Source organism: Paenibacillus sp. FSL R7-0210 (assembly GCF_038009085.1).
Lineage (GTDB): Bacteria > Bacillota > Bacilli > Paenibacillales > Paenibacillaceae > Paenibacillus_AQ > Paenibacillus_AQ silagei.
On sequence record NZ_JBBPAR010000001.1, the window covers coordinates 1538615 to 1564126 of the forward strand.

Genomic DNA, 25512 nt, shown 5'->3' on the forward strand with positions numbered 1-25512 from the left:
TTATCCTGAAGATCCGTTCCCGCCTGTCCTGCCACTCCGGCAGGCGGCGGGGCACGGTTGCTATAATTGTACGGAATGAAGTGTAGGCTAACAAAACTTTTAAGGAGGAGAATACATGAAATCGGATAAAATATCGGAGGCCGTCGTGCGCAGGCTCCCAGTGTACCTGCGTTTCCTGAACGATCTCCAAAAACGTGAAATCTCCACAGTCTCTTCTCAGGAGCTGGGCCAGAAGCTTGACCTAAATCCCGCCCAGATCCGTAAGGATTTGGCTTATTTCGGTGATTTTGGCAGAAAAGGCATCGGCTATGATGTATCTTATCTGATTGAGAAGATCCGCCATATCCTGAAGCTTGACCAGCAAATTAATGTTGCACTGGTTGGAGCCGGTAACCTCGGTCATGCTTTGTCTAACTACAACGCTTACTTGAAGGATACGATGAAGATTACTGCCATCTTCGATGCCTACCCGCCGAAGGTGGGCCAGCAGATCAACTCGCTGGTTGTGCAGCCGATGGAGGAGCTAAGCAGTACCATCCGCTCGCAGGGCATCCGGATCGGGATTATTACCGTGCCTGACAGCGAAGCCCAGAACGTAGCCGATATTCTTGTGGATTCCGGTATCGAAGCGATTCTGAACTTCGCACCGGTTATTCTCAAGACGCCTGCCAATATCCGGATTCATGCCGCAGATTTCACCACAGATCTGCAGAGCTTGGCCTATTATTTGCATGATGGAAAGGATGAGGCTGAAGATGAGCAGTAAGATCACGATAATCAAGAATGGGCACTTCCTGGTTCCGGGCAGTGACAAGCCGGTACTGAGCGGGTACATGTCCCTGGAGAATGATCTGATTACTTACATAGGTGAAGCTGAGCCGGTAGTGGAGGATGGTGCACAGGTCATAGACGGCAGCCGTCTGCTGTTCATGCCGGGTCTGGTCAATACCCATGGGCATACGGCCATGTCACTGCTGCGCGGATACGGCGACGATATGGTGCTTCAGACTTGGCTGCAGGAGAAGATGTGGCCGATGGAAGAGAAATTCACTGGTGATGATGTATATTGGGGAACCTCGTTGTCTGTACTGGAAATGCTGAAGGGCGGCACAACCACCTTCCTCGATATGTATGATCATATGGACCGGGTAGCGGAAGTAACGGAGCAGTCCGGTATTCGTGCTGTGCTGATGCGCGGCGTAATTGGGCTGTGCCCGGAAGAGGTACAGCAAGCGAAGCTTGCTGAGGCGATTGCTTTTGCCCGTAACTGGCACGGCAAGGCTGACGGCAGAATTACGACCATGCTCTCACCGCACGCCCCGTACACCTGTCCTCCAGAGTTTTTCATGAAGTTTGTGCAGGCTGCCCATGATCTAGACCTGCCAATACACACCCATATGTCCGAGACGCGCCATGAAGTGGAACAGAACGTGGCCGACTACGGCCTGCGTCCGGTCGCGCATCTGGAGAAGCTCGGGATGTTCACCCGTCCTTCGCTCATTGCCCACGGGGTTCATCTGAACGATGAAGAGATCGGGATCCTGGCCCGCCATAACGTTGGCGTGTCGCATAACCCCGGTAGTAACCTGAAGCTGGCCAGCGGGGTAGCCCGTGTTCCTGAGCTGCTGAGAGCCGGGGTTAAGGTCTCTCTGGGGACAGACGGTGCGGCGAGCAACAACAATCTGGATATGTTCGAAGAGATGCGGCTGGCGGCTCTGATCCACAAGGGCGTAAGCGGTGATCCTACAGCGGTACCGGCTCCTGAGGCGCTTCTGATGGCTACGGAGTATGGGGCGCAGTCTATTTTCCTAAGCGGGGTGGGCCGGCTTGCAGCAGGAATGAAGGCCGACTTCATCGCACTTGATATTGACCAGCCTCATCTGCTGCCGCATACCGATCTGCTCTCCCATGCCGTATATTCGGCAAGTGCCAAGGATGTAGAGCATGTATGGGTGAACGGCCAGCAGGTTGTGAAGCATGGACAATGCCTGACACTTGATGAAGAAGCCATCCGCCGCAAAGCACAGGAGACGTTCGAGAGCCTGCTTAAACGGTAATTCAAGGGAACGGGAAAGGAAGCAGCGTGGTGAAGAAGAAGAGGAGAAAATGGATCTGGCTGGGGATTACCGTGGTGCTGCTCCTTCTGTTCGGACTAAGCCAGTTCTATGCCTACATTATGAAGGACCAGTGGAACGAGCGGAGTGAGGCCAAGGAGCTGGCCCGGGCGCGTGCCGGACTAACAGAGGTAACCAAGGCCCAGAAATCTGTCTGGAATGAGAATGAGATCTACTGGGTGCTGACCGGTAAAAATGAAGCAGGGACCGAGCTGATGGTGTGGGTCCGTTTCACCTTGGAGGGCAAGCCTGCCGGAGGCGACAACGACCTGTATGCTGAGGAACTGAGCAATGGCACCTCAGAAGAGAAAATGCGCGGAATCATAGCCGCCCAGCTGCCGGACATTACGATCGAACGGCTGCTGCCCGGTGTATACAACGGGGAATATGCCTGGCAGCTATTTTACAAAAAAGACGGGCGATTCTATTATAATTTTTACCGCTTCAAGGATGGCAGCGCCATCGGTGAGGGGTACAGTCTGCCGAACCGCTAGCGTCACTTTAAGCGGCCGGGCGTTCAGGCTTGAACTATATTTAGAAGCGGGAGATACAGTGATACTGTACTCCCGCTTTTTTGGCGTGTTATATACGAGTAGAGAACAGGCTAGAGCTGTTCATGGACTTGAGGGACACCAGGATCTGTGGCTTACTTAATAAAGGGGAGGCATTGATCGGAGCTGCTCCCTACTGCTCTGTTGTCAATATGTACATATACCAGTATATATAGATTGCAGTACCATTCATGTACATCGGGCTGTTTTCAACCGGGTTCAAGCGACATTGATCTGCTCATTGTCGTAGAGGACAAGCTGTCCGCAGAGGTCAATCATAGACTTGCCAGGCGTAGCGTAGCCTTTCATGACAGTCTGCCGAATAATTGCGGAATAGGAATATAGCGGTGCGGCAGTCGCCGAAGGCTATGAACCGCGCGAATTAACTGATTTTGCGGAATTTATGATGGCTGAAATCAAGCGGACTCCAAACTGAAGATTGACCGGGTAAAAATGATAAGCGCATGAAACATCCAGAAATTAGTATCAAAAATTTTAAATATATTCACAACTTTATGTAAAATCGTATATACACCTATGATATACTACTACTTGTACTAAGACATGCTTAAGAGCATGTCCGTCTCGGATGGGCGCTAGACACGCTGGCTGGTCTTTATTATAGAGTTGTGCTCGGTCATTATTGAGAGGAGGACGTTTCTTGAAACTTCGTCTTGTGCCTGTACTGCTAACGTCTCTGCTGTCTGCTGCATTATTGTTTGGTGGCTGGTATTCCTACCGTACATTCGCGGTGCAGGAGCCGCTGCAGAAGCTGGTATCATCCTACGAGGGAGTGAAGGATTCCCATATTACTATTAAACGCAATGAGGTCACTTTGAAACTGGATTTGCAGCCGGGCACGAAATTACGTGAACTGGTGCAGTATGTATCAAGAGAAGGCAGCACTGCTATTGACGGACGGACCCTGAAGCTGGATGTGGAACAGAAGCCGAGTGAACTGCTGGATGAGTATTGGGATAAAGCGATGTTCTCTGTAGCAGAAGCGATGGAGAGCCGGAAGTATACATTGATACCAGCCAAGCTGGACGGATTGAAGGAGCAGGAGAGCAAGTACAGCGGGGTTACAGCTACCACAGAGATTGACGACAATAATGTATATGTAAGCCTGAGCAACGGCACAGAGAGCAAATTTATCATTCTGCCACGTGCAGCAGCCAAGATGGGAGTGTGGAACAATGCCTAAGTACTGGAAAGAGGTTGTAGCCGGATTCGTTCCGGTCATGCTGATTTTTATGGCTTTTGTGGGGATCAATATCTTCCCTGTAATCATAGCGCTGGGCATGGTTGCCGCGCTCCTGTTCATTGCTCATGCCCGCGGCGGTCTGACGGTTAATGCAGGTGCAGATAAGAAGCGCAAGAAGAACGGCCCTTCCAAGCTGACCTTTGAAGAGATCGGCGGACAGGACAATGCCAAGCAGGAGCTGCGTGAAGCGCTGGACTTCCTGATCCGGCATGAAGAAATCAGCAAGTTCGGGATTCGCCCGCTCAAGGGAATTCTGCTTACAGGTCCTCCGGGAACAGGAAAGACGCTGATGGCTAAGGCTGCGGCACATTATACGGGCTCCGTGTTTGTAGCTGCCTCGGGTAGTGAATTCGTTGAGATGTATGTCGGTGTGGGTGCGGGACGCGTACGCGATTTGTTCAAGGATGCCCGCACACGCGCACTCAAGGAGAATAAGCAAAGCGCCATTATTTTCATTGATGAAATCGACGTCATCGGCGGGAAGCGCGAAGGCGGACAACAGCGTGAATATGATCAGACCCTCAATCAGCTGCTGACAGAGATGGACGGGATTTATAACAACGATACCCCGCGCATCCTGCTGGTAGCCGCAACGAACCGCAAGGAGATGCTTGATTCTGCGCTGCTGCGCCCGGGGCGTTTTGACCGCCATATTCAGGTCGATATGCCTGACAAGAAGGGCCGCAAGTCGATTCTCGACCTGCATGCCAAGAACAAGCCGCTGCATGATACCGTGGATCTGGATAAAATCGCCGAAGAAGCTTACGGCTTCTCGGGTGCGCAGCTGGAGAGCGTGATGAACGAAGCCGCGATCTACATGATGCGCGAGAATCTGACTCTGGTAGAGCAGCGTCATCTGTCGATGGCGATCGACAAGGTCATGATGGGTGAAAAGACCGACCGTGAGACCAACCATGAAGAGAAGAAGCGGGTAGCGATCCATGAGCTTGGACATGCTATTATGGCTGAGCTGCTGCGCCCCGGAAGCGTTAGCCAGGTAACACTGACCCCGCGCGGTCAGGCTCTAGGGTATGTCCGGCATAATCCGCAGACCGAGCAGTATCTGTACACGAAGGATTACCTGGAGAACCAGATCATGATTGCTCTTGGAGGAGCGGCTGCCGAAGAGATGTATTACGGGGGACGCAGTACCGGTTCCCGTGGAGACTTCGATCAGGCACTGAATATCGTGGAGACCATGATGAAGTCAGGGCTCACTTCGCTGGGTATTGCGAATCTGCAAATGGTTACCACCGAAGAATTAATGAAGGAAAACAGTAAAATACTGGATGATCTTATGATCCGCACAAATGACCTGCTGGACAAGCAGAGAAATATATTTGATTACTCCCTTGACATTTTAATGAAGGAAGAAGTCCTCTCCGGAGAGCAATTTCGTTGTCAATTTCGTGACAGTGTCCTTTTACCGGCATAATTCTTTATGCCGGTTATTTTTTTTTACTTTTCAGACATGCTAAGATATCATTATATGTCGGGCTACTTATTTTTTTCGACAGACAAGGTACAATACAGAAGTATAGATACCTGAAAGGATGGAGACTTTTACATGAATTTTAAGAAGATCGGTGTCATCGGCGGAGGCACAATGGGACAAGGGATTGCTGAAATGCTGGCAGCCAAAGGCCTGGATGTCATGCTGGTGGAAAAAACTGCAGAACGGCTGAACTACTCCTACGAAATGATCGAGACCAGTCTCGACAAGCAGCTGGAGAAATGGGCGATTACCCAGGCGGAGAAGAAGCTCATCCTGGCCCGTATCCAGAAGGTTACACACTTCGCTGAACTGAGCTCCTGCGATATGGTCATTGAGACCATCGTTGAAGATCTGGAGGCCAAGCAAAAGGTATTCAATCAGCTCGATCAGGTGTGTCCGAGCCACATTATTCTTGCCAGCAATACGTCAACGCTTAGCTTGACTGAGCTTGCAAGCTCTACAATGTATCCGGAACGCGTTATCGGCATGCATTTCATACACCCTGTAGGTAAGGTTGATCTGGTTGAAATCGTGCGCGGTCTGAAAACCTCGGACAGCACATTTGAAGATACTAAAGCCTTTGTCGATGAGATTGTTGAGAAAAAAGGCGTTATGATCTACGAATCCCCCGGATTTGTATCTTCACGCCTCATTTGCCTGTTCATCAACGAAGCTATGCATGTCCTGCAGGAAGGTGTCGCTTCTCCCGAAGATATTGACGACGCTATGCGCATCGGCTACCAGTTCCAGAACGGGCCGCTTGAAATGGCAGACCGCTTCGGTCTGGATTCCGTTCTTGCCGCGCTTGAGAACATGTTCCGTGAATACGGCGAACTCAAGTACCGTCCATCGACCATTCTCAAGAAGATGGTGCGTGCAGGACAACTGGGTGCGAAATCGGGCGAAGGCTTCTTCAAGTATGACAAGGATGGTGACCGTGTATGAATATCTTAGTAATTAACTCCGGCAGTTCCTCATTGAAATATCAGCTGTACAACATGACCGATGAATCTGTGCTCGCCAAGGGTCTGGTAGAACGTATCGGGATGGATTCCTCTATTCTGAACCACAAGCCAACCGGCAAACAGGAAGTAACTGAAGTCAGCGAAATTCTGGAACACAATACAGCGATCCGTAAAGTGCTTGCTTGTCTGACCGACAAGGAACATGGGGTTATTGGCTCTACTGACGAGATCAATGCTGTGGGACACCGTGTAGTACACGGGGGGGAATTCTTCAAGGCTTCCGCTCTTGTGGATGCAGATGCGAAGACGAAGATCCGCCAGCTGTTCGACCTTGCGCCGCTGCATAATCCTGCTGCGATGATGGGGATTACCGCGTCTGAAATTAATATGCCGGGTGTGCCGCAGGTTGTGGTATTTGACACTGCTTTCCACCAGACCATGCCTGAAAGTTCTTATATGTATGCCATTCCTAGAGTGCTGTACAACAAATACAAAGTCCGCCGCTATGGTGCGCATGGTACTTCGCATGATTTCGTCAGCAAAGCTGCTGCTGAGTATCTGGACCGTCCGCTTGGCGACCTCAAAATTATCACCTGTCATATCGGTAACGGTGCCAGCGTAACTGCAGTTAACGGCGGCATTTCTGTTGACACTTCGATGGGGATGACTCCGCTGGAAGGTCTGATGATGGGTACACGCAGTGGTGACCTTGACCCGGCTATTGTTCCTTATGTAATGAATAAGGAAGAACTGTCTGTCGGTGAAGTGAACTCCATGCTGAACAAGCACAGCGGACTTCTGGCAATCTCTGGCGTGAGCAGTGACATGCGTGATATTATTGACGGTGCGGAGAAAGGCGAGCCTAACTCAACGCTTGCTTTTGAAATGTACGAGTACCGTTTGCGTAAATATATCGGTTCTTACGCAGCTGCCATGAACGGTGTAGACGTAATCGTGTTTACAGCCGGTGTGGGCGAGAATGCTTCCCTCCTGCGTGAAAAAGTACTGAACAATCTTACGTTCCTCGGAATTGAACTGGATGCAGAAGCCAACAAGGTTCGCTCCGGCGATCCGCGCCGCATCTCTACGGCTGATTCCAAGGTTCAGGTGCTTGTGGTTCCGACAAACGAAGAGCTTGTCATTGCACGTGATACGTACAGTATTGTGCAAGGAATTAACGGCTAAATTAGAGGAGAGATCTTAGGCATGGCTAATAAGAGTGTAATCAAGAACGTGAATGAGCATGTTGGAGAGAGTGTTGTCATCGGATGTTGGGTTAACAACAAGCGCTCCAGTGGTAAAATTCAGTTCCTGCAGCTTCGCGACGGTACCGGTTATATCCAGGGGGTTGTGGTGAAATCAGAGGTCCCTGAGCAGGTCTGGGATGATGCCAAGAGCCTGACTCAGGAAAGCTCGCTGTACGTGACCGGAATTATCCGCGAGGAGCCCCGCAGCCAGTCAGGCTTTGAAATGACGGTTACAGGAATCGAAGTCTTGCATATTACCGAGAATTACCCGATTACTCCCAAGGAGCATGGCGTCGATTTCCTGATGGATCACCGTCATCTCTGGCTGCGTTCCTCCAAGCAGCGGGCGGTAATGGTCATTCGTGCGGAGATTATCCGCGCGGTTCAGCAGTTCTTCAATGAGCGCGGCTTCACGAAGGTGGACCCGCCGATTCTGACCCCAACGTCAGCAGAAGGCACGACCAACCTGTTCCACACCAAGTATTTTGATGAAGACGCCTATCTGACCCAAAGCGGGCAGCTGTATATGGAAGCCGCAGCCATGGCGCTGGGACGCGTCTATTCGTTCGGCCCTACCTTCCGTGCAGAGAAATCCAAGACCCGCCGCCACCTGATCGAGTTCTGGATGATTGAGCCGGAAATGGCCTTCACCGATCATGAAGAGAGCTTATGCGTGCAGGAGGATTTCATCAGCTTTGTCGTGCAGTCCGTGCTTACGAATTGCCGCGCCGAGCTGGAAGCAGTGGGCCGCGATGTCTCGAAGCTTGAGAACATCAAAGCACCATTCCCGCGTATCAGCTATGACGATGCGATTAAGTTCCTGAATGAAAAGGGCTATGAAATTGCCTGGGGCGATGATTTCGGGGCTCCTCATGAGACGGCGATTGCCGAGATGAGCGACAGACCGGTATTCATTACCCACTATCCGGCTTCCTTCAAGGCTTTCTATATGAAGCCGCATCCTGATCGTCCGGAAGTGGTGCTGTGTGCGGATATGATCGCTCCTGAAGGCTACGGGGAGATCATCGGCGGATCACAGCGTATTGATGATCCGGCGCTGCTGGAAGCCCGCTTCAAGGAACATAACCTGTCGATGGACACCTACAAATGGTACATGGATCTGCGCACCTACGGCACGGTTCCACACTCCGGCTTCGGTCTGGGGCTGGAGCGTACAGTAGCCTGGATCTGCGGTCTGGACCATGTTCGTGAGACGATTGCCTTCCCTCGTACACTGTACCGTCTTTACCCTTAAAGAATAGGGAAAGGGGGCTTAAGTATGGACGGAAAAGGTTGGAATACCTGGGGCGAGGGCGTAGCCTTCGGCCTGGAGAACGGAATGGCCGTCATTCCTTATGCACTCCTGAAATATTACCGGAAGCTGAATCTGACCGGCAGTGAATCCATGCTGCTGATTCACCTGCTCTCCTTCAGACAGGTAGAGGGGATTGATTTCCCTTCCCTGGAGGAGCTGCAGGCAGTAACCGGGCGCAGTATTCCGGTGATTGCCGGAGAGCTGCAGAAGCTCATGAAGGAGGGGTTCATCAGCATCGACGGAGATAACGACGAGCTGAGGGACATCCATTATGAGCGCTATAACTTCTCCGGCCTGTACGCGAAGCTGGGAGCTTATCTGGCAGAACTCTCGCGGGAGAATGCCCAGGAGAAGCCCGGCCAGAGCGGGCGGGAGCCGGGGGCCCGGGCAGTGGCTCATCACTCTGGGGCTACCGCACCGGGCGGCGGCTATGGCCGCCCGGCTGTGCCGGGTGACAAGGAATCAGAAGACGGACGGAGTCTGTTCAGCATTTTCGAGAAGGAATTCGGACGTCCGCTGTCCCCCATGGAATGTGAATCTATTTCCGGTTGGGTGGATGAAGACCGCTATCCCGAGGAGCTGATTCTGCTCGCGCTGAAGGAGTCGGTCTTTGCAGGAAAGCTTCATTTCCGTTACATTGACCGCATTCTGCTGGAATGGGCCCGCAACCGGGTGAAGAATGCCCAGGATGTCAAAGCCTATTCCCAGAAATTCCGGGGCGGAGGCAGATGAGCGGAGCGAGTTAGTGATATACGCCGGTCCAGGGCAAGTCCCGGCCGGTTAAGGTGTCCCTTAAGTCATGTATGTGGCTTAAGGGGCACTTTTTTTTACTTTTGTTGCTAATGAGTTAGCCGAGAGTGGGCGGGGATCGGGGGTGAGGGGCTGAAGTGCCATTGAATTCAGCAAAAGTGGCTTGATGAGCAAAATGAAGGGTATAAATGCACTTGAAGCTGGCGGAATTATGCCTCACAACCCGCAAACAGCCCGCAGTCCCTTCATATGGAAGGGACTGCGGGCTGTTTGTAATGTGGAAAGTTATCAATAACTAGGCCGAAAAATTAGTGCAGCTCCTGCTCCAGAGCCGAGCCCATCTCGCGGGAACGTTCCGCACAGCGGTTGACGGCGGAAATGACGGTCTCGAAGAAATCGCCGCGCTCCAGTACTTCAATGGCCGCCTGGGTAGATCCATTCGGCGAGGTGACCTTTTTGCGCAGGGCGGCAGGCTCTTCACCGGTCTGCTGCACCATCCGGGCTGCGCCAAGCACGGTCTGGACGGTCAGCTCACGGCTCTGCGCAAGCGGCAGCCCTCCGCGGATACCGGCAGCGATCATCGCTTCCATCATGTAATAGATGTAAGCCGGTCCGCTGCCGGAGATCCCTGTTAAGGTCTCCATCCGTTCTTCGTCAATGACCGCCGTCAGGCCGATCGCTTCGAAGATATTAAGCGCTGTACGGCGGCTGTCTTCGCCAACCTCCTTGGAGAAGGCAATCCCGGTAGCCCCAAGGCCGATGGAGCTAGAGGTGTTCGGCATGGTGCGAACCACAGGCTGTGGATTACCCAGTAAGCCTTGCATCGTACGGATGGTCAGCCCGGCAATGACGGAGATGACGAGCTGATCCGGCGACAGCAGCGGTCCCAGTGAACGGAGCGCTTCGGCAGCGTCTTTGGGCTTCATAGCTAGAACGATGACCGGCGCAGTGCGCAGAGCCTCGAGCTTGGACTCGGGAGCATTATAGCCGAGCACGCCGTACCGGCTGCGGAGCTCAGCCAAGCGTTCGCTGCTGCTGCGGTTCAGCATAATAATTCGGCCCGATTCCACTACATTCCGGGCGATCAATCCCCGCACAATGGCCTCAGCCATCGAGCCTGCGCCGTAAAAAACGATATTATGATTGATGAGCGGAATTGCTGGTTGCTGGCACATGGCTGGCAGTCCCCCTATAAGTTGAGTGAGTTAACCCCTGATTTGGCCGGAGCCGTGAATCATATATTTGCTTGAAGTCAATGCAGGCAGTCCCATTGGCCCGCGGGCATGGAGCTTCTGGGTGCTGATGCCGATCTCGGCACCGAAGCCGAACTCAAAGCCGTCCGTGAACCGGGTAGATGCATTGTGATATACCGCTGCAGCGTCAATCTCCTGCAGGAAGCGTGCAGCATTCGCCGCGTCTTCAGTTACAATACATTCGGAATGCTTGGTGCCGAATTCCGCGATATGTCCGAGAGCCTCTTCCAGCGTGTCAACGATACGAATATTTAGAATATAATCGTTGTATTCTGTAGCGAAGTCCTCTGGTGTGGCAGGCACAGCCCAAGGGATAAGAGCAACGGTATCCTGGCAGCCGCGCAGCTCCACACGGGCCTCGCGGAAGGCTTCGGCAAGTGCGGCGAGGTGTTCTTCGGCGTAAGCACGGTGAACCAGCAGTGTCTCCATTGAATTGCAGACCGAAGGCCGCTGGGCCTTCGCATTCACGCTAATACGCCGGGCCATTTCCGGATTGGCACTTGCATCCAGATAAGTATGGCATATGCCTGCTCCTGTTTCAATAACCGGTACGGTGGCGTTCAGAACCACATTCTGAATCAGAGAGCTTCCTCCGCGCGGGATGATCACATCCAGCAGTCCGTTCAGCTTCAGCATTTCATCCACGGAGGAACGGTTAGGATCTTCGATCAGCTGCAAGGCATCCGGCGGAAGGGCGGTACCTGCAAGTGCGCGGTGCAGCACCTCGGCAATGGCACGGTTGGAGGAGAGGGCGGAGGAGCCGCCGCGCAGCACCACGGCATTGCCGGTCTTAAGGCACAGTCCGGCAGCGTCAACGGTGACGTTGGGGCGTGCTTCATAGATAATGCCGATGACTCCAAGCGGAACCCGTACCTTCTCAATGTGTAGGCCGTTTGGCCGTTCGATCGTCTCCAGATTGTCTCCAACCGGATCGGGCAGAACGGCAATCTGCTGCAAGCCTTCGGCTATGCTGTCAATCCGTCCCGCATCCAAGGCCAGCCGGTCGAGCATCGACTCCGGTGTCCCGTTCAACCGGCCGCGCTCCAGGTCTTCGGCGTTGGCGGCAATAATGTAATCAGCTTCGGCACGCAGGGCGGCAGCCATCACCAGCAGGGCTTCATTCTTCTGGGCGGTAGTCAGGCTTGCGAGTACCCCTGTGGTTGCTTTGGCCAGCGTTGTCTTGTTAACCACTTCACTCATGGCAATTCCTCCTCAAAAAAATTATGTTGGCACATGGATATACAATAGGTTGTGCAAGATTAACGCAGTGTGATCCATTCGTCCCGGTGGATCACCTCCAGCCGGTGCACTTCACCGAGCTTGGGCACAATCTCGCGGCTCGGAAGCCCCTGAATGCTGCGGAGCTGGCTATCATCATAATTGACGATGCCCCGCCCAAGCAGCTTCGCATCCGGGCCGAGCACTTCGACGACATCCCCTGAATGGAAGCTTCCTTCAATCCGTCTAACCCCGACCGGCAGCAGGCTATGGCCCCCGTGGAGCAGCGCTTCAACAGCACCGTCATCGACATACAGTGATCCGAGCGGGGTAGACATGAAGCCCAGCCACTGTTTTTTGACCGGCAGAGAGGAGAGTGTGGTGGCAAAATAAGTGCCCTTGCCCGTCCCGGCTGCGGCCTGTGATAAATCCCCTGGCTCCTTAACCTGGCCCACGAAGACCGGAACGCCGCCCCGCGTGGCGATCTTAGCCGCGTCGATCTTGGAGCGCATGCCGCCGGTGCCCACGCTTGAGCCCGCACCGCCTGCAATGGCATAGATCTCAGGCGTAATCTCTTCTATGTGCTCATACCGCACAGCATCCGGGTGCTTGCGGGGATCGCCGCTGTAGACGCCGTCCATATCGGTCAGCACCAGCAGGTGCGAGGCCTTCAGCAGATTGGCAACCAACGCCGATAAGGTATCGTTGTCACCGAACTTCAGCTCATCCACCGATACAGTATCGTTCTCGTTGAACACGGGCACGGCGCCTTGGCGGAGCAATTCTTCAACCGTCATCATGGCGTTGTTCATGGCCCGGCGGCTGCAGAAGTCCGTACGGGTCAGGAGAATCTGAGCAGTGGGTATACCGTGGCCTGCGAAGGCCTCCTGATAAGCCTGCATCAGCATAACCTGTCCTACCGCCGCCGCCGCCTGCTTCTCATGCAGCAGCCTTGGGCGGGAAGCATAGCCGATGCCCCGGAAGCCGGCTGCGACCGCCCCGGAGGTGACCAGCAGCACTTCACAGCCGTCCTTGCGGAGCGCTGCAATCTCGGCGGCGAAGAAGGCGACCGCCTCACGATTAAGGCCGCCTTCGGGACCTGTGAGTGAGCTGCTGCCGATTTTGACCACAATTCTTGACGTCATTGTCCTTCACTTTCCTCTCGAATTGAAATGCCTGTAACACCCGGAAATGACAAAAAGCCCCCATCCTTAGACTTAGCAAAGGACGAAAGCTTGATTAACTTCCGCGGTACCACCTTCATTGATGAGGGTTCATCCGACTTCATTCTCATAACGGGAGTATCCGTCCTGCAGGGCAGGCCGCTCAGGGGTAGGATTCAGAATGACCTTCGCGGTAAATTCTCCCAGCCTTCAGGAATTTACTCTCTGCACACGAATATACGTCCATTCTTACTGGTCCCGTCAGCACGTTTCACTATTTGTCATTTAGAATACCATGCGGAAGCAGGGTTTGCAAAGAGCTCCGGACGAATATTTTTCTGCTGGGGCAGGGAGCGGATTTCCTGGTTGTCCTTCAGGGGAACGGGTAAAGTATTTATAATCAGTTACCAGGAGGTGGATTGAATTGAGTAAGAAGACTAATGTCCGACAGGAACAGAATCAGAATTCCAAAGAAGCCGCCGAATTTCAAAACAAAGCGATCCGAGAATTTGTCGAGGAAAAAGCCGGAGATTCCCGCACAGAAGGACCGGTTGACGAGAGTACTACCCGTATGCCCGATGACCAGAACCGTATGATCACGCAGTATAATTTGCGCAAATAAATAATTGCTTCTGCCAAAATACAGCAAATGCCCATCCGGCCTCATGATAAGAGCTGGATGGGCATTTGTTTCCGCCGGCTTATTCGCCTGCCAGTCCGGCGACCGTTGTCTGGAAGGTTTCAATGAAAGCTTCCGCAGCACGGGACAAATAGCGTCCGCGCCGGTAAGCGACAACCAGAGTACGGCTGGGTACCGGTTCAGCCAAAGGCAGGTAGACAGGCACGAATTCACTCCGCGGTGCCCGTGCAATGAAATGTGGCACGAGCGTTACGCCCATTCCGGTGGCTACAAGCGATTGGACGGTCTCCATATTGTTGCTCTCGAAGACAATCCGCGGCTCAAATCCGGCTCCACGGCATAGCTCCACCGTCATTTTGCGGAAGCCCTGTCCTTCTTTGAGCACGATGAACGGTTCATCCTTAAGCTCGGTCAGCGAAGTTCGTGTACCCAGCAGCATCCGCGCCGCCAGCGGATGCTCAGGCGGGACTGCCAGGTCGATCCGTTCCTCTCCAAGAACCTCATGAGCTAGAGTCGGAATCTCCAGTGGTAGGGATAGCAGGCTGAGATCTGTCTGGCCGCTGGCTGTCAGCTTCTCAAGATTCATGGAGGAGTCCTCCAGCAGCGTGATTTCAATCTCGGGGTATTTGCGTTTGAAGGCAGGCAGCACATGCGGCAGCAGATGCGCACCGGTGATCGGCATGCTGCCAACCACAACCCGTCCGGTGCGCAGCTGGGATATATCCGACATCTCCTGGCGCAGCAGTTCTACGGCATCAATGATGGTCTGAGCCTGCTCGACGAATTTCTTACCGGCATGAGTCAGCTCTACTGAACTGGTATTGCGCTGGAAAAGAAGGACACCCAGTTCTTTTTCCAGTTTGGAGAGTTGCTGGCTGAGTGAAGGCTGAGCGATATGCAGCTTGTCTGCTGCCCGGGAAAAATTACGCTCAGCCGCAATTTGCAGGACATATTGCAGTTGACGCAGTTCCATTTCAAACCTCCTTACAGGTTAGGTACCATCAATAGTAATCCGCTTTCTTATAAGTATATCCTATAAATCGGTCTGATTACATCGGTTTTTACAAGGGTTGCAGTAGCTGTCATATTGGGGAAATGATTTAAATTTGGCATAACCAACCATTGGGTGAGAAAAAAGCACCATTCGGTCGAGGGATATGGCATATTTCTACATTTATGTTTATTATGAGTGTATTGAAAGAAAATGATTGTCTTATAGATAATAATAATGTTAAAAAGTAAAATAATACAAAAATCGAAGGGATAAAACTCCGCAGAGCAACTAGCGAGCACTAAATTAATTGATTTATTGTATCCAAATGATTTTTTTGAGATTTTAAAAGAAATAGAAGCGATTACAGGTGTCAGCATTAATTATAATGGTGTTGATTATAGAGTTTTTAGTTCAATAAGCACATTAACCAAATTTATTGAACATACTAAAGAAATGAATGACGAATAAAAAAATACATCAGGAGTATTTCTGCTGATGTATTTTTGAAGTTGTTCATCCGCTATTGAACGGTCTCTATGGAATCCACAATACTCATGTCTGCGATTTTGCGGAGTGGAATACATGTTGCGGTTAAGCAAACCACAATAGAAATAAATGCAGCCCCCATAATGGGGAGAAATGGAACGGGGATAAGCTCTATGGTGTCTGTTTTAGCAGCACTTACAAAGATTGAACATGAATACCCTGCTATAGAACCGGCGATAGCTGCGATAATTCCGTAATAGGCGCCTTCCCAAAGGAAGGTCTTGTATAAGCTTGAAATGCTCATGCCTATCGCTCGCTGAACCCCGATTTCAGTAATACGGGTATGAATATTTGTGTACACGGTATTAATTATATTTAGAATTCCTATAAGCCCGATAAACAGAATCAATCCCCATGCTAACCATTTGATCTGCTGATAGCTTTCTGCAAGCTGTGTATCTGTATCTTGATAAGAAAGCCATTGGCCCCCTCCAGCTTGTTCACTTATTTGAGTAATAACTTTCTCAACATTTTCCTTATCAGCGTTGGGTGACAAGACAGGATACAACTCCGAATAATTGATTGTTTCTGTAATCTGATCGTAGATCGTATCATATACAATGATTTGAACCCCGTTTACAAATCCGTCATTATCCAGTGTGATTGAATTACTGCTTTCATGCAGAACTTGTAACGTCAAGTTATTGACAGATATATTATCGCCTACGGAAATTAAGGTACTGCTTAATCGGGTATCTCCATAATTTATGGCGATGGGATTTTTGATAATACAGGCTTTTCCTGCTTTTAAATCCTGGAGTTCCGGTTGGGTAAGTGCTGGTGCGATCATTTTTAACCGATCTTCATCAACACCAATAATATGCAGCGCCTCGCCTGGCTGTAGTGAAAAAGATGTGGAAATTGGCATCTGCCCCTTGCTATCCTGTGTATACAGGCTATATTTCAAGGTGGAAACGGAAGTTATATCTGCTAAGGATTTGAGTTCCTTCACCACTTCTGGAGAAAAACCAGTTGTCTTATTGGTAATGGAGTAATCACCAATATGCATTTTTTGTACGGCAGTGCTCGTATCCAATAATGTGGAAAAACTCTGTAATGCTATAAATACCGTTATACTCATAAATAATGATAAGATAGTAATTGTCGTTCTGCCTTTATTTCGCTTCATATTCATTCTTGCGTAGAAGTCTTCGAAGGAACGTATACGCCGAGCCTTTCGATTTTTTCGTCCAACCCGTATTGACGGACCTGACATTGCGAGCGTCGGAGAAACCTTTGCCGCATATCTTGCGGCAGGGAATGCTGCAAGATAGGCAAACAATAATGTAATTACTGTACTGATGAGCAGAGGAAGTATTTTCCCGGAACTATTTTTGGCTATCAACAGGGCTAATTCTTCCGATGAACTTGTTAGAAACAGGTCCGGAGACAAGAGGCTGGTTGCGGAGATGGTAATTCCTTTGGCAAACAATATGCCAAAAGTGATCCCTGCAGGAACACCTATTCCACAGAGTAGGGCAAGCTGTAGCGATACTAATATATATAGTTTACTGCGTTCCGCACCAAGAGCGCGTAATGTACCGTATTCGCGGATGCGTTTCGTTACAGAGATTTTCAAAATGTTATAAATAACAAGACCGGAGGCTAAAAGAACAAGAGTACCAACGAGAACGCTTGCAACGGCCATAAAGGGAAAACCGGAACCATTGTCTGAGTCATCGCTCTTATGGGTGTAATCAATACCCACTGCTGCTAGAAGGATGTCGTTGTACTGAATGCAATATTCAGGCAGAGCAAATTGAGCGGCGATATCATCAACCGTGTTCTGGAAGTGATTTTTGTTTATCATACGAACATCTGTGGAGTACAGTTGGTATTTTTTCGGCAGCAGCTGTTCCGCTGTTCCTTGACCGGCAATACCGTTAACACCGCCGGATACATACCCTAAGTAATTACTTTTTAAAATGCCGGTTAAAGTGAAGGTAGTCTTATATTCAAAGGGAGCCTGATCGTCCCGTATAAGCGAGATACGGATCGGCAATGTAATGTGGTCTCCAAGTTTGCCGGAAAAATTCAATAGATTTAATGCATCTTGTGGTAAGGCAACTTCATGGGGTGACTGAGGTAAGCGTCCGGATGAAAGTTGTGTTATGGATGGGTAGACTGAAAGTGTATCATCTTCATATTCACGAAGCCAAATAGAAAGTTTAGTATTCGGTATTACTGAGGTGCCGATATTCATAAAGCTACCTGAGAACGACAATCTATTATCGAAGTTAAGCTTCTCTTTTTGCTCTTGTGTAAGTTGATGAAAAGTAACATAACGGTTGCCATTAAGTGCTGCAGCCTGCTGTTGACGCAAAGCACTTAATATACCAAGGGATTGGCCGATAACCGTAGTCATAATTGTAGATAGAATAATTGCAATTAAAATTAAGACGGAAGTGATCTTTTGGTTATTCAACTCTTTCCATACAAGAGAACGATAGGATTTCATTTCGCCGCCACCTCCGAAAGGAGGCCGTCTACAATAACAAATTGTCGTTCCGCCATGCGTGCGATCTGGTTGTCATGGGTAATAACCACAAGGGTTTTGCGCATCGTACGCCAAATATCATAGAGTAAACTCATAACCTCGTTGCCGCTTTTACTATCTAAGTTTCCCGTGGGTTCGTCAGCAAAGACAATGTCAGGTTTTGCAATTAGTGCTCGGGCAATGGCGACACGTTGCTGCTGGCCACCAGAGAGTTCGCTGGGCAAGTGGGTCATTCGACTTTTGATTCCAAGCATATCTGTTAGGTCTTTAAGATAAGCCTCATCCACCTGGCGTTTGTCCAACAGCAGAGGCATGATAATATTTTCCCTTGCGGTCAGGACAGGTAAGAGGTTGAATTGTTGAAAAATAAATCCGATTTTCTGGCGACGAAAAGCGGAAAGCTCCTTGTCACTGGTGAGGTAGATATCTTTCTCATCGTAGATAACACTGCCGGATGAAGGTTTGTCCAGACCGCTTAACAGATGAAGCAATGTGCTCTTCCCGCTACCCGAAGGCCCCATAAAGGAAATGAAATCTCCAGGCGCAATTTCTAAATTAACATGATTAAGGGCAATGACACTGTTTTCGCCGTTGCCATAAAGTTTTGAAAGGTCTTTTGCCTCAATATACATACACAACTCTCCTTTTCAATTGATAAGGAGAGTGTAGAATATAAATCTCAAAAAATGCTCAAGATTTCAAAATATTAAATGAAGCCGTTGCCATTGCACCATTCTCTGTATTTTGTAAGGCTAGGGTGCCTCCGTGTTTTTCACAGAGCAGCCGGCAAATGTACAGTCCCATCCCAAAATGCCCTGAATCCCCAGAAGGATGATCTCCGCGTAAAAACGGTTCTGTACCGCGGGATAACATATTTTGAGAATAGCCTTCACTATCATCCTGAACAGTAAGAAGCATACTGGAATCATCGCAGGTGACAGCAACACTAATTTGCTTACGGGCGTACCGGACGGCATTCGAAACGAGATTTTCTGCCACATTATAAACAATGGACCGATCAACCCAAATCCACTCGTTTTTGTTGGCGTTATTATCATGCAGATTAAGCTTCTTGTCTTTACGTAATATCGTCAGACTTACCGAAAGCTCTTGGATTAGAGCCGACCACTGAACCTGTTTTAAATTGCATTGCATTTCCTCTAATCTCTGGGCACTGCTCATCGTTTCTATAAAAGCTTCAATCCTGCCGGAATACTCTTCAAGTAATGAAAGTGTATCACCGATCTCTTCTTTTGTTTGTTTTCCACTTGTTATTCCCATTTTAAGCAGCTTTACCGAGCCTTTGATTACGGTTACGGGATTCCGCAAGTCATGAGAAAAAGCAGCATTTAACCTCTTTCGCTCCTCAGTTTGCCGCCACAGTTCCCTGTTGTTTTTCAGAAGCTCACATCGCATCGTTTCAAATGCGTCACAGAGCTGTCCAAGCTCATCACTTGCAGAAGATACAATCGAGAAGTCCAGGTTGTTGTGCATAATTTGCCGGGCTCCATTTTGCAGAGCGGCCAGGGGCATTTTAAGCTTAATCCTATAAAAAAGCCAATCAGCTAAAAATAATCCTGTTAGTACATATAGAGTGGGAAGCGCAAATTGCAGGATGCTAAAAATGTGATACCATGCCGGGTAAGCAGGTTCTGGGGGCACTGGTGTGGCTCTGACATCATTGCCATCCATCTTTAATTCAATAGACGGCCCATAATGCCTGGAAATTTCGCTGATCCCCCAAATTGATATGACGCTCAGGAGCAAAGCGATAAGTAAAAATATGGCCGATAGAAAAAAGAATGCTTTTTTTAAACTCATATGGTTTATCCGTTCCATTTATAGCCTACCCCCCATACCGTATCAATGTAGCTTTTCTGAGTAAATACCGCGAGTTTCGCACGAACTTTACGAATATGTTCCATAATCGTATCGCTGCTTCCTTCTCCGTCAGTTCCCCAAATGGCTTCATAAATGTGGTCGCGGTCAAAAACTTGCCCGGCATTCATAGAAAGCAGTTCTACAATTTCAAATTCTCTCTTTGACAGTGGTACAACAAAACTGGAGACAGAAACTTCCCTGTTAGAATAATTTACGGTAAGATCTCCAAAAAAACGGATTATAGATTGCTTATGCATACGATTTTCGCGACGTAAATGGGCTTCTACTCTTGCCCCCAATTCATCAATATCAAAGGGCTTGAGGATATAGTCATCTGCTCCTGCGCGAAAACCGATAATTTTATCGTTACTTTCAACTCTAGCCGTTAGAAAAAGGATTGGACAGGAAATATACTTGCGAATTCGCTGACAAACTGTAATACCATCGATGTCTGGCATATTGATATCAAGCAGGATAATATCGGGCTGACAATGGACTCTTTCAAGTGCTTCATTTCCGCTAAGAGCTGAATATACCTGATAACCTGATGACTCAAAGTAATTCTTCAGAATAGAGATAATTCCTTTTTCATCATCAATGAGCAAAATTTTACTCTTCAATCTAAAAAACCTCCTTAAGAATCTTTAATTATGACTAGTATCTTGACCAATGGTGATTCTGATTTTATGCTATTATTATAAGGAAAATATGGTAATAATGGCAGATGGATGAAGAATAATAGATTCGACTCGAACCAAATTTAATGCCACAAAAATAATGAAGGGTAGTGGTTGAATGCTAAATGTTGCATTTTGTGATGATGATGTTAAATTTTTGAATAGCATTGTATCTGAAGCAAAAAGAATATTCAAAAGGCTAAAAGTCAATACAACCATCTACACTTATACAAATGGTAAAAAACTAATTGATGATTTTGAGCAATATCATTCGTATTACGATATCATTTTTTTGGAGTTAGACTTGCCGGTAATGGATGGGAAAGAAGTGGCGAGAAAACTGCGCCTTTTCGATAAAAAATTCAAGCTGGTATTTGTTACTTCTTCCGAACAAGAGGTTTTAAATACCTTCCAGTATGATATAAGCGGTTTTTTACCTAAAAGACTCATGAACGAAAGATTATTTTTAATAATAGATCGTGTGGTAACTGCTATAAAAGATGATAACCCGCAACTTCAAGTTTTTAAAGTTACCATCACAGGCGATAAAAGAGCGTTAATCAAAGTTCCCTTAAATGATATAATGTTTTTTGGAAGTGTAAACAGGAAAAGCTATTTACATACCAAAAGGAGAACCTACTTATTGCACGGATTTAAATTTATAGATTTAATAGCGCAATATAGCGAGCAGGGTTTTGTTGATATACATAGAACTTGTATAGTAAATATTCAATATATTTTTTCGGTTGATGATATTGAAATTCGTCTTGATGATGGAACCTTGCTTCCCTTAAGCAGGCGGAAAAGGTCTCTGGTGCTGGACAAGTTCCTTCAGAAGGTTAGTGAGGGTATGAATATTAGGAAGTGAAATCCTGCAAGAGCCTTTTGTTAAAATCTTGTGTCTCATAGGTACAGCCTATCAGCGCTATAGAAATCATATCTTGGAATTATAAACGTGGTGATGTTATATTTAGAACATTCAAGAGAGACTCCACGCTCTCTTCATAGGAACGATTCTACTATTATGAGGTGAAATTCATGGGCAACAAGACAATGTTTGAGAAGATTTGGGATAATCACGTTATTCATCAGGAAGAAGGCAAGCCGAGCATTATTTATATCGATTTGCATCTCGTTCATGAGGTTACTTCTCCGCAGGCGTTTGAAGGGCTGCGTCTGAGCGGCCGTAAAGTCCGCCGTCCGGGACTTACCTTTGCCACAATGGATCATAACGTGCCTACCAAGGACCGTTACAATATTACCGATCCGATCTCCAAGCAGCAGATTGATACGCTCTCGCAGAACTGCCGTGATTTCGGCGTAAGATTGTTTGACCTGAATGATATTGACCAAGGTGTCGTTCACGTCATGGGACCTGAGATTGGCCTGACCCATCCCGGCAAGACGATTGTCTGCGGGGACAGCCATACCTCCACACACGGAGCCTTCGGTGCACTGGCCTTCGGGATCGGCACCAGCGAAGTGGAGCATGTGCTTGCCACTCAGTGTCTGCAGCAATCCAAGGCCAAGACCATGGAAGTGCGCTTCACCGGCAAACGTAATCCGGGTGTGACTGCCAAAGACATGATTCTCGGCGTAATTGCTAAATACGGAACGGACTTTGCAACTGGCTATGTTATCGAATATACCGGCGAAGCTATCCGTGAGCTGTCGATGGAAGAGCGCATGACCGTCTGTAACATGTCGATTGAAGGCGGAGCAAGAGCGGGCCTGATCGCACCGGATGAGACAACCTTCAACTATCTGCGCGGACGTCAATATGTGCCGCAGGGCGAAGCGTACGATGCCGCCGTTGAGACCTGGAAGGGCCTTGTTAGTGACGAAGGCGCCCAGTATGATACTGTGGTCGAATTCGATGTAGAAACACTTATCCCGCAGGTTACCTGGGGAACTAGCCCTGGTATGGGAACGGATATCAACTCCACCGTACCGAACCCTGCTGATTTCACTACCGAGAATGAACGCAAAGCAGCCGAGAAGGCGCTTGAATATATGGATCTGGCTCCCGGTACACCGATCTCCGAGATCGGAATTGATTATGTCTTCATCGGCTCCTGCACCAACGGCCGGATTGAGGATCTGCGGGCTGCGGCTGAAGTAGCCAAAGGCTATAAGGTCTCTGACAAAGTTACAGCTATTGTTGTGCCAGGCTCCGGGCGCGTGAAGATGCAGGCCGAGAAGGAGGGTCTGGACAAAGTGTTCACCGAAGCTGGATTTGAATGGCGTGAAGCCGGCTGCAGTATGTGCCTGGCGATGAATCCGGATGTTCTGCAGCCGGGCCAGCGCTGCGCTTCTACTTCTAACCGTAACTTCGAAGGACGTCAGGGACGCGGCGGACGCACGCATCTGGTCTCTCCTGCCATGGCGGCTGCGGCAGCCATCAAAGGACGCTTCACGGATGTGCGTGACTGGAACTACAAGACGGAAGCCGTCAACTCATAGAATAATTGAGAGAGCAGGAGGATTCAGCAATGGAAGAATTCAAGAAGTTAACAGGAATTGTAGCCCCGGTAGACCGGGTTAATGTAGATACGGACGCGATTATCCCCAAGCAGTTCCTGAAACGGATCGAGCGCACAGGCTTTGGCCAATTTCTATTCTACGAATGGCGTTTTGATGAAGCAGGGAATGACAATCCGGCATTTGAGATGAACAAACCGCGTTATGAGGGAGCCTCTGTGCTGATTTCCCGCGCGAATTTCGGCTGCGGCTCCTCCCGGGAGCATGCGCCTTGGGCCATCATGGATTACGGGTTCAGAGTGGTCATAGCGCCATCCTATGCCGACATTTTCTATAACAACTGCTTCAAGAACGGCATTCTGCCGATCAAGCTCTCAGAGGTCCAGGTAGACGATCTCTTCAGCCGCACGGCAGAGCATGAGGGCTACACGCTTACAGTGGATCTGGAGAACAACAAGCTGAGTGATGATTATGGTCTGGCCATCACCTTTGAGCTGGATGAGCACCGCCGCCAGTTCCTGCTGCAGGGGCTGGATGATATCGGCCTGACACTTCAGCATGCCGATGAGATTGCTGCTTATGAAGAGCGTCATGCAGCCAAGCTTTTTGCCTAAGAGCTAAGTTAAGTTAACGGCTGAAGCATATTTATTCTTAGTATTTACACAAAACTTCTATTTCCGGGTGTCGGAAATAGAAGTTTTTTTGCTATAATCGAGATATTATTGCCTGCGAAGGCAACTTTTGGGGATTATTGTCGTCTTAATCTTATCTGCAAATCTATCAATGGACCAAAGGAGAGGAAAGGATGAAGAAAGCCGGACAACGGGTGTTGCTTCTACTGCTGCTGCCACTGCTCCTCCTGTCATTCGCCGGCCACAAAGCTGCGGCAGCCGGAACAACCCCCGGTAAGATCGTGATGGACAGCAAGGAGCTTGCACTGCCTAAGGGGGTAATCCTCGAGAACGTGAATGGAAGCGTTATGATTCCGATCCGTGTAGTGGTGGAGAATCTGGGCTTCGAAGTGCTGTGGGAACAGAGCAGCCGCAAGGTAACTGTCCAGCAGGACGGCAAATCCGTACAGCTTGCAGTCGGCAGTACCACCGCACAAGCCGATGGAGTGAACCTGACGCTCAATGCTGCGCCTAAGCAGAACGGCGGGACGGTACTGGTGCCTATCCGCTTTGTCAGTGAGCAATTCGGTCTTAGCGTCGGGTGGGACAATACGGATAAGACGGTGTACTTGAGCGGAGGAATAACGGAGACAGCGCCAGTCGCTTCAGATCCGCTGCCGTCAGCCACCCCAGCTCCATCAGAATCAACCGAAGCGGTTCCAGGGGCAGTTCAGTCCCCGTCACCAACCACTCCGCCTCAGAGCGGCACAGAGACTCTGGAGGAATTGGACGGAAGTGTTATAGTTGCTCCGACTCCGCCAGCTACATCCCCTGTAGTGAAAGGGGCGGTATTCAGCGAGAACCGGCTGATTGTAGCCGCTGCCGGAGGAGCCAAGGCTACGGTTACGAGAGTTACCGGACCCGACCGGATCGTAGTGGATTTTGCCGGAGCGGCATTTGCCCCTGATATCAGCGGGAGCTTCCCGGGCGTATCTACTGGAGGAAGTCCGCAGGGCAAGCTGGATGTGAGCGGCTACCCGCTTGTAACTGAAATACGTTATGCATTATTCAGTACGAATCCCCCGACGGTCAGGTTCGTAATCCAGACTACGGGCTACCAGAATTATCAAGTAAGTACAGATGAGAGTACAGGATTAGTCACAATCGATCTCAATGTAACGGGCAGCGAAACGGGGGCCCCCGTGAATCCGGTATTCACCGGGAGACCGGTTATTGCGCTTGATGCCGGACACGGGGGAAAGCAATCGGGTGCGGTTAGCCTTACAGGCAAGCTGGAAAAGACCTTCAATCTCGCGGTCATCCTGAAAGCCGGAGCTATTCTGACGCAGGAAGGCTGGGCTGATGTCGTCTACACCCGTACATCGGATATTACATTGGGTCTCCAGGATCGTGTGAAGATTGCCCAAGCGGCGAATGCTACGCTGTTCGTATCCCTTCATGCGAATTCACTGGATGTATCCTATCCGAACCGGAGCAAAGTTAACGGAAGTGAGACGTACTATAGCCGCAGTGAGAGCCTGCCGCTTGCCGAGATTATGCAAAAGCATCTGGTAGCGGGAACCGGCTTCAAAGACAACGGCGTCCGCTCTAAGAGTCTGCATGTCACCCGGGAGACCCGGATGCCTGCGATTCTGCTGGAGGCGGGGTATCTGACCAATGCGGGGGATGAAGCAGGCCTGTATAGTGAACAGCTGCAGAATAATCTGGCCCGCGAAATCGTAGCTGGAATTAAGGAATATCTTGGTTTGTAACACTGCATAAGCGGAGTTGTCTGTAACCGCACTACATACCTTTTAACTATAGGGAATACACAGACATTTCCACTTTGG

Annotated in this window: 22 protein-coding genes; 14 read left to right on the forward strand and 8 right to left on the reverse strand. The window is 49.6% G+C overall.

What is annotated here, in order from left to right; genetic code table 11:
* Positions 1-115 precede the first annotated feature (115 nt).
* From MKY64_RS06605 to MKY64_RS06645, 9 genes are all read left to right on the forward strand, one after another.
* Positions 116-766: a redox-sensing transcriptional repressor Rex gene (locus MKY64_RS06605; protein ID WP_036698060.1), complete on the forward strand. Its 651-nt coding sequence runs from the start codon at positions 116-118 to the stop codon at positions 764-766.
* Entirely contained in the window at positions 756-2057 is a 1302-nt protein-coding gene (locus MKY64_RS06610; RefSeq protein WP_340951689.1) for an amidohydrolase, read from the forward strand. The genes MKY64_RS06605 and MKY64_RS06610 overlap by 11 nt, the downstream gene beginning before the upstream one ends.
* A gap of 29 nt (positions 2058-2086) precedes the next feature.
* The gene (locus tag MKY64_RS06615; RefSeq protein WP_076079203.1) at positions 2087-2608 is read left to right on the forward strand and encodes a cell wall elongation regulator TseB-like domain-containing protein; all 522 of its coding nucleotides are present in this window, start codon (positions 2087-2089) and stop codon (positions 2606-2608) included.
* A gap of 718 nt (positions 2609-3326) precedes the next feature.
* Complete coding sequence (locus tag MKY64_RS06620) at positions 3327-3869, forward strand: hypothetical protein (RefSeq protein ID WP_036727226.1); 543 nt, start codon at positions 3327-3329, stop codon at positions 3867-3869.
* Positions 3862-5364, forward strand: coding sequence for an AAA family ATPase (locus tag MKY64_RS06625; RefSeq protein WP_036727224.1), 1503 nt, complete (start codon positions 3862-3864; stop codon positions 5362-5364). Before MKY64_RS06620 ends, MKY64_RS06625 begins: the two co-directional genes overlap by 8 nt.
* Before the next feature lie 132 nt (positions 5365-5496).
* Positions 5497-6369, forward strand: a complete 873-nt coding sequence (locus MKY64_RS06630; RefSeq protein ID WP_036727223.1) for a 3-hydroxyacyl-CoA dehydrogenase family protein — start codon at positions 5497-5499, stop codon at positions 6367-6369.
* Entirely contained in the window at positions 6366-7574 is a 1209-nt protein-coding gene (locus tag MKY64_RS06635; protein WP_036727221.1) for an acetate/propionate family kinase, read from the forward strand. The genes MKY64_RS06630 and MKY64_RS06635 overlap by 4 nt, the downstream gene beginning before the upstream one ends.
* A gap of 21 nt (positions 7575-7595) precedes the next feature.
* Positions 7596-8891 carry an asparagine--tRNA ligase gene (gene asnS, locus MKY64_RS06640; protein WP_036727219.1) on the forward strand — a complete coding sequence of 432 codons (1296 nt, stop codon included), beginning with the start codon at positions 7596-7598 and terminating at the stop codon, positions 8889-8891.
* 24 nt (positions 8892-8915) lie between these two features.
* Positions 8916-9683, forward strand: coding sequence for a DnaD domain protein (locus MKY64_RS06645; protein ID WP_036727217.1), 768 nt, complete (start codon positions 8916-8918; stop codon positions 9681-9683).
* Positions 9684-10009: 326 nt separating this feature from the next.
* Here MKY64_RS06645 and proC read toward each other — a convergent pair whose 3' ends face one another.
* Genes proC through proB form a run of 3 tightly spaced genes read right to left on the reverse strand, consistent with a single transcriptional unit; the run spans position 10010 to position 13317 of the window.
* Complete coding sequence (gene proC / locus MKY64_RS06650) at positions 10010-10876, reverse strand: pyrroline-5-carboxylate reductase (RefSeq protein ID WP_036727214.1); 867 nt, start codon at positions 10874-10876, stop codon at positions 10010-10012.
* Between the two features lie 30 nt (positions 10877-10906).
* Positions 10907-12154: a glutamate-5-semialdehyde dehydrogenase gene (locus tag MKY64_RS06655; RefSeq protein WP_036727212.1), complete on the reverse strand. Its 1248-nt coding sequence runs from the start codon at positions 12152-12154 to the stop codon at positions 10907-10909.
* 59 nt (positions 12155-12213) lie between these two features.
* The gene (proB, locus tag MKY64_RS06660; protein WP_036727210.1) at positions 12214-13317 is read right to left on the reverse strand and encodes a glutamate 5-kinase; all 1104 of its coding nucleotides are present in this window, start codon (positions 13315-13317) and stop codon (positions 12214-12216) included.
* A gap of 442 nt (positions 13318-13759) precedes the next feature.
* Here proB and MKY64_RS06665 point away from each other — a divergent pair, with 442 nt between their 5' ends.
* Complete coding sequence (locus MKY64_RS06665; RefSeq protein ID WP_036727208.1) at positions 13760-13957, forward strand: hypothetical protein; 198 nt, start codon at positions 13760-13762, stop codon at positions 13955-13957.
* A 79-nt stretch (positions 13958-14036) separates the two neighbouring features.
* Here MKY64_RS06665 and MKY64_RS06670 read toward each other — a convergent pair whose 3' ends face one another.
* The 5 genes from MKY64_RS06670 to MKY64_RS06690 form a co-directional block, all read right to left on the reverse strand.
* A complete protein-coding gene (locus MKY64_RS06670) occupies positions 14037-14948 on the reverse strand; it encodes a LysR family transcriptional regulator (RefSeq protein ID WP_036727207.1) in 912 nt (303 codons plus the stop codon).
* A gap of 541 nt (positions 14949-15489) precedes the next feature.
* Positions 15490-17973 (reverse strand): ABC transporter permease, encoded by a 2484-nt coding sequence (locus MKY64_RS06675; protein WP_340951701.1) that lies wholly within the window; start codon positions 17971-17973, stop codon positions 15490-15492.
* Positions 17970-18644: an ABC transporter ATP-binding protein gene (locus tag MKY64_RS06680; protein ID WP_036727203.1), complete on the reverse strand. Its 675-nt coding sequence runs from the start codon at positions 18642-18644 to the stop codon at positions 17970-17972. The genes MKY64_RS06675 and MKY64_RS06680 overlap by 4 nt, the downstream gene beginning before the upstream one ends.
* Before the next feature lie 58 nt (positions 18645-18702).
* Complete coding sequence (locus MKY64_RS06685) at positions 18703-19851, reverse strand: HAMP domain-containing sensor histidine kinase (protein ID WP_051478161.1); 1149 nt, start codon at positions 19849-19851, stop codon at positions 18703-18705.
* A complete protein-coding gene (locus tag MKY64_RS06690; protein ID WP_339310346.1) occupies positions 19839-20513 on the reverse strand; it encodes a response regulator transcription factor in 675 nt (224 codons plus the stop codon). Before MKY64_RS06690 ends, MKY64_RS06685 begins: the two co-directional genes overlap by 13 nt.
* Positions 20514-20688: 175 nt before the next feature.
* Between MKY64_RS06690 and MKY64_RS06695 the strand changes: the two genes are divergently transcribed.
* From MKY64_RS06695 to MKY64_RS06710, 4 genes are all read left to right on the forward strand, one after another.
* Positions 20689-21438, forward strand: a complete 750-nt coding sequence (locus MKY64_RS06695) for a LytR/AlgR family response regulator transcription factor (RefSeq protein ID WP_209869904.1) — start codon at positions 20689-20691, stop codon at positions 21436-21438.
* A gap of 170 nt (positions 21439-21608) precedes the next feature.
* Entirely contained in the window at positions 21609-23033 is a 1425-nt protein-coding gene (gene leuC, locus MKY64_RS06700; RefSeq protein WP_036727197.1) for a 3-isopropylmalate dehydratase large subunit, read from the forward strand.
* 29 nt (positions 23034-23062) lie between these two features.
* Positions 23063-23665 carry a 3-isopropylmalate dehydratase small subunit gene (gene leuD, locus MKY64_RS06705; RefSeq protein ID WP_340951703.1) on the forward strand — a complete coding sequence of 201 codons (603 nt, stop codon included), beginning with the start codon at positions 23063-23065 and terminating at the stop codon, positions 23663-23665.
* A 191-nt stretch (positions 23666-23856) separates the two neighbouring features.
* Positions 23857-25434 carry an N-acetylmuramoyl-L-alanine amidase gene (locus MKY64_RS06710; RefSeq protein WP_340951706.1) on the forward strand — a complete coding sequence of 526 codons (1578 nt, stop codon included), beginning with the start codon at positions 23857-23859 and terminating at the stop codon, positions 25432-25434.
* The last annotated feature ends 78 nt before the right edge of the window (positions 25435-25512 follow it).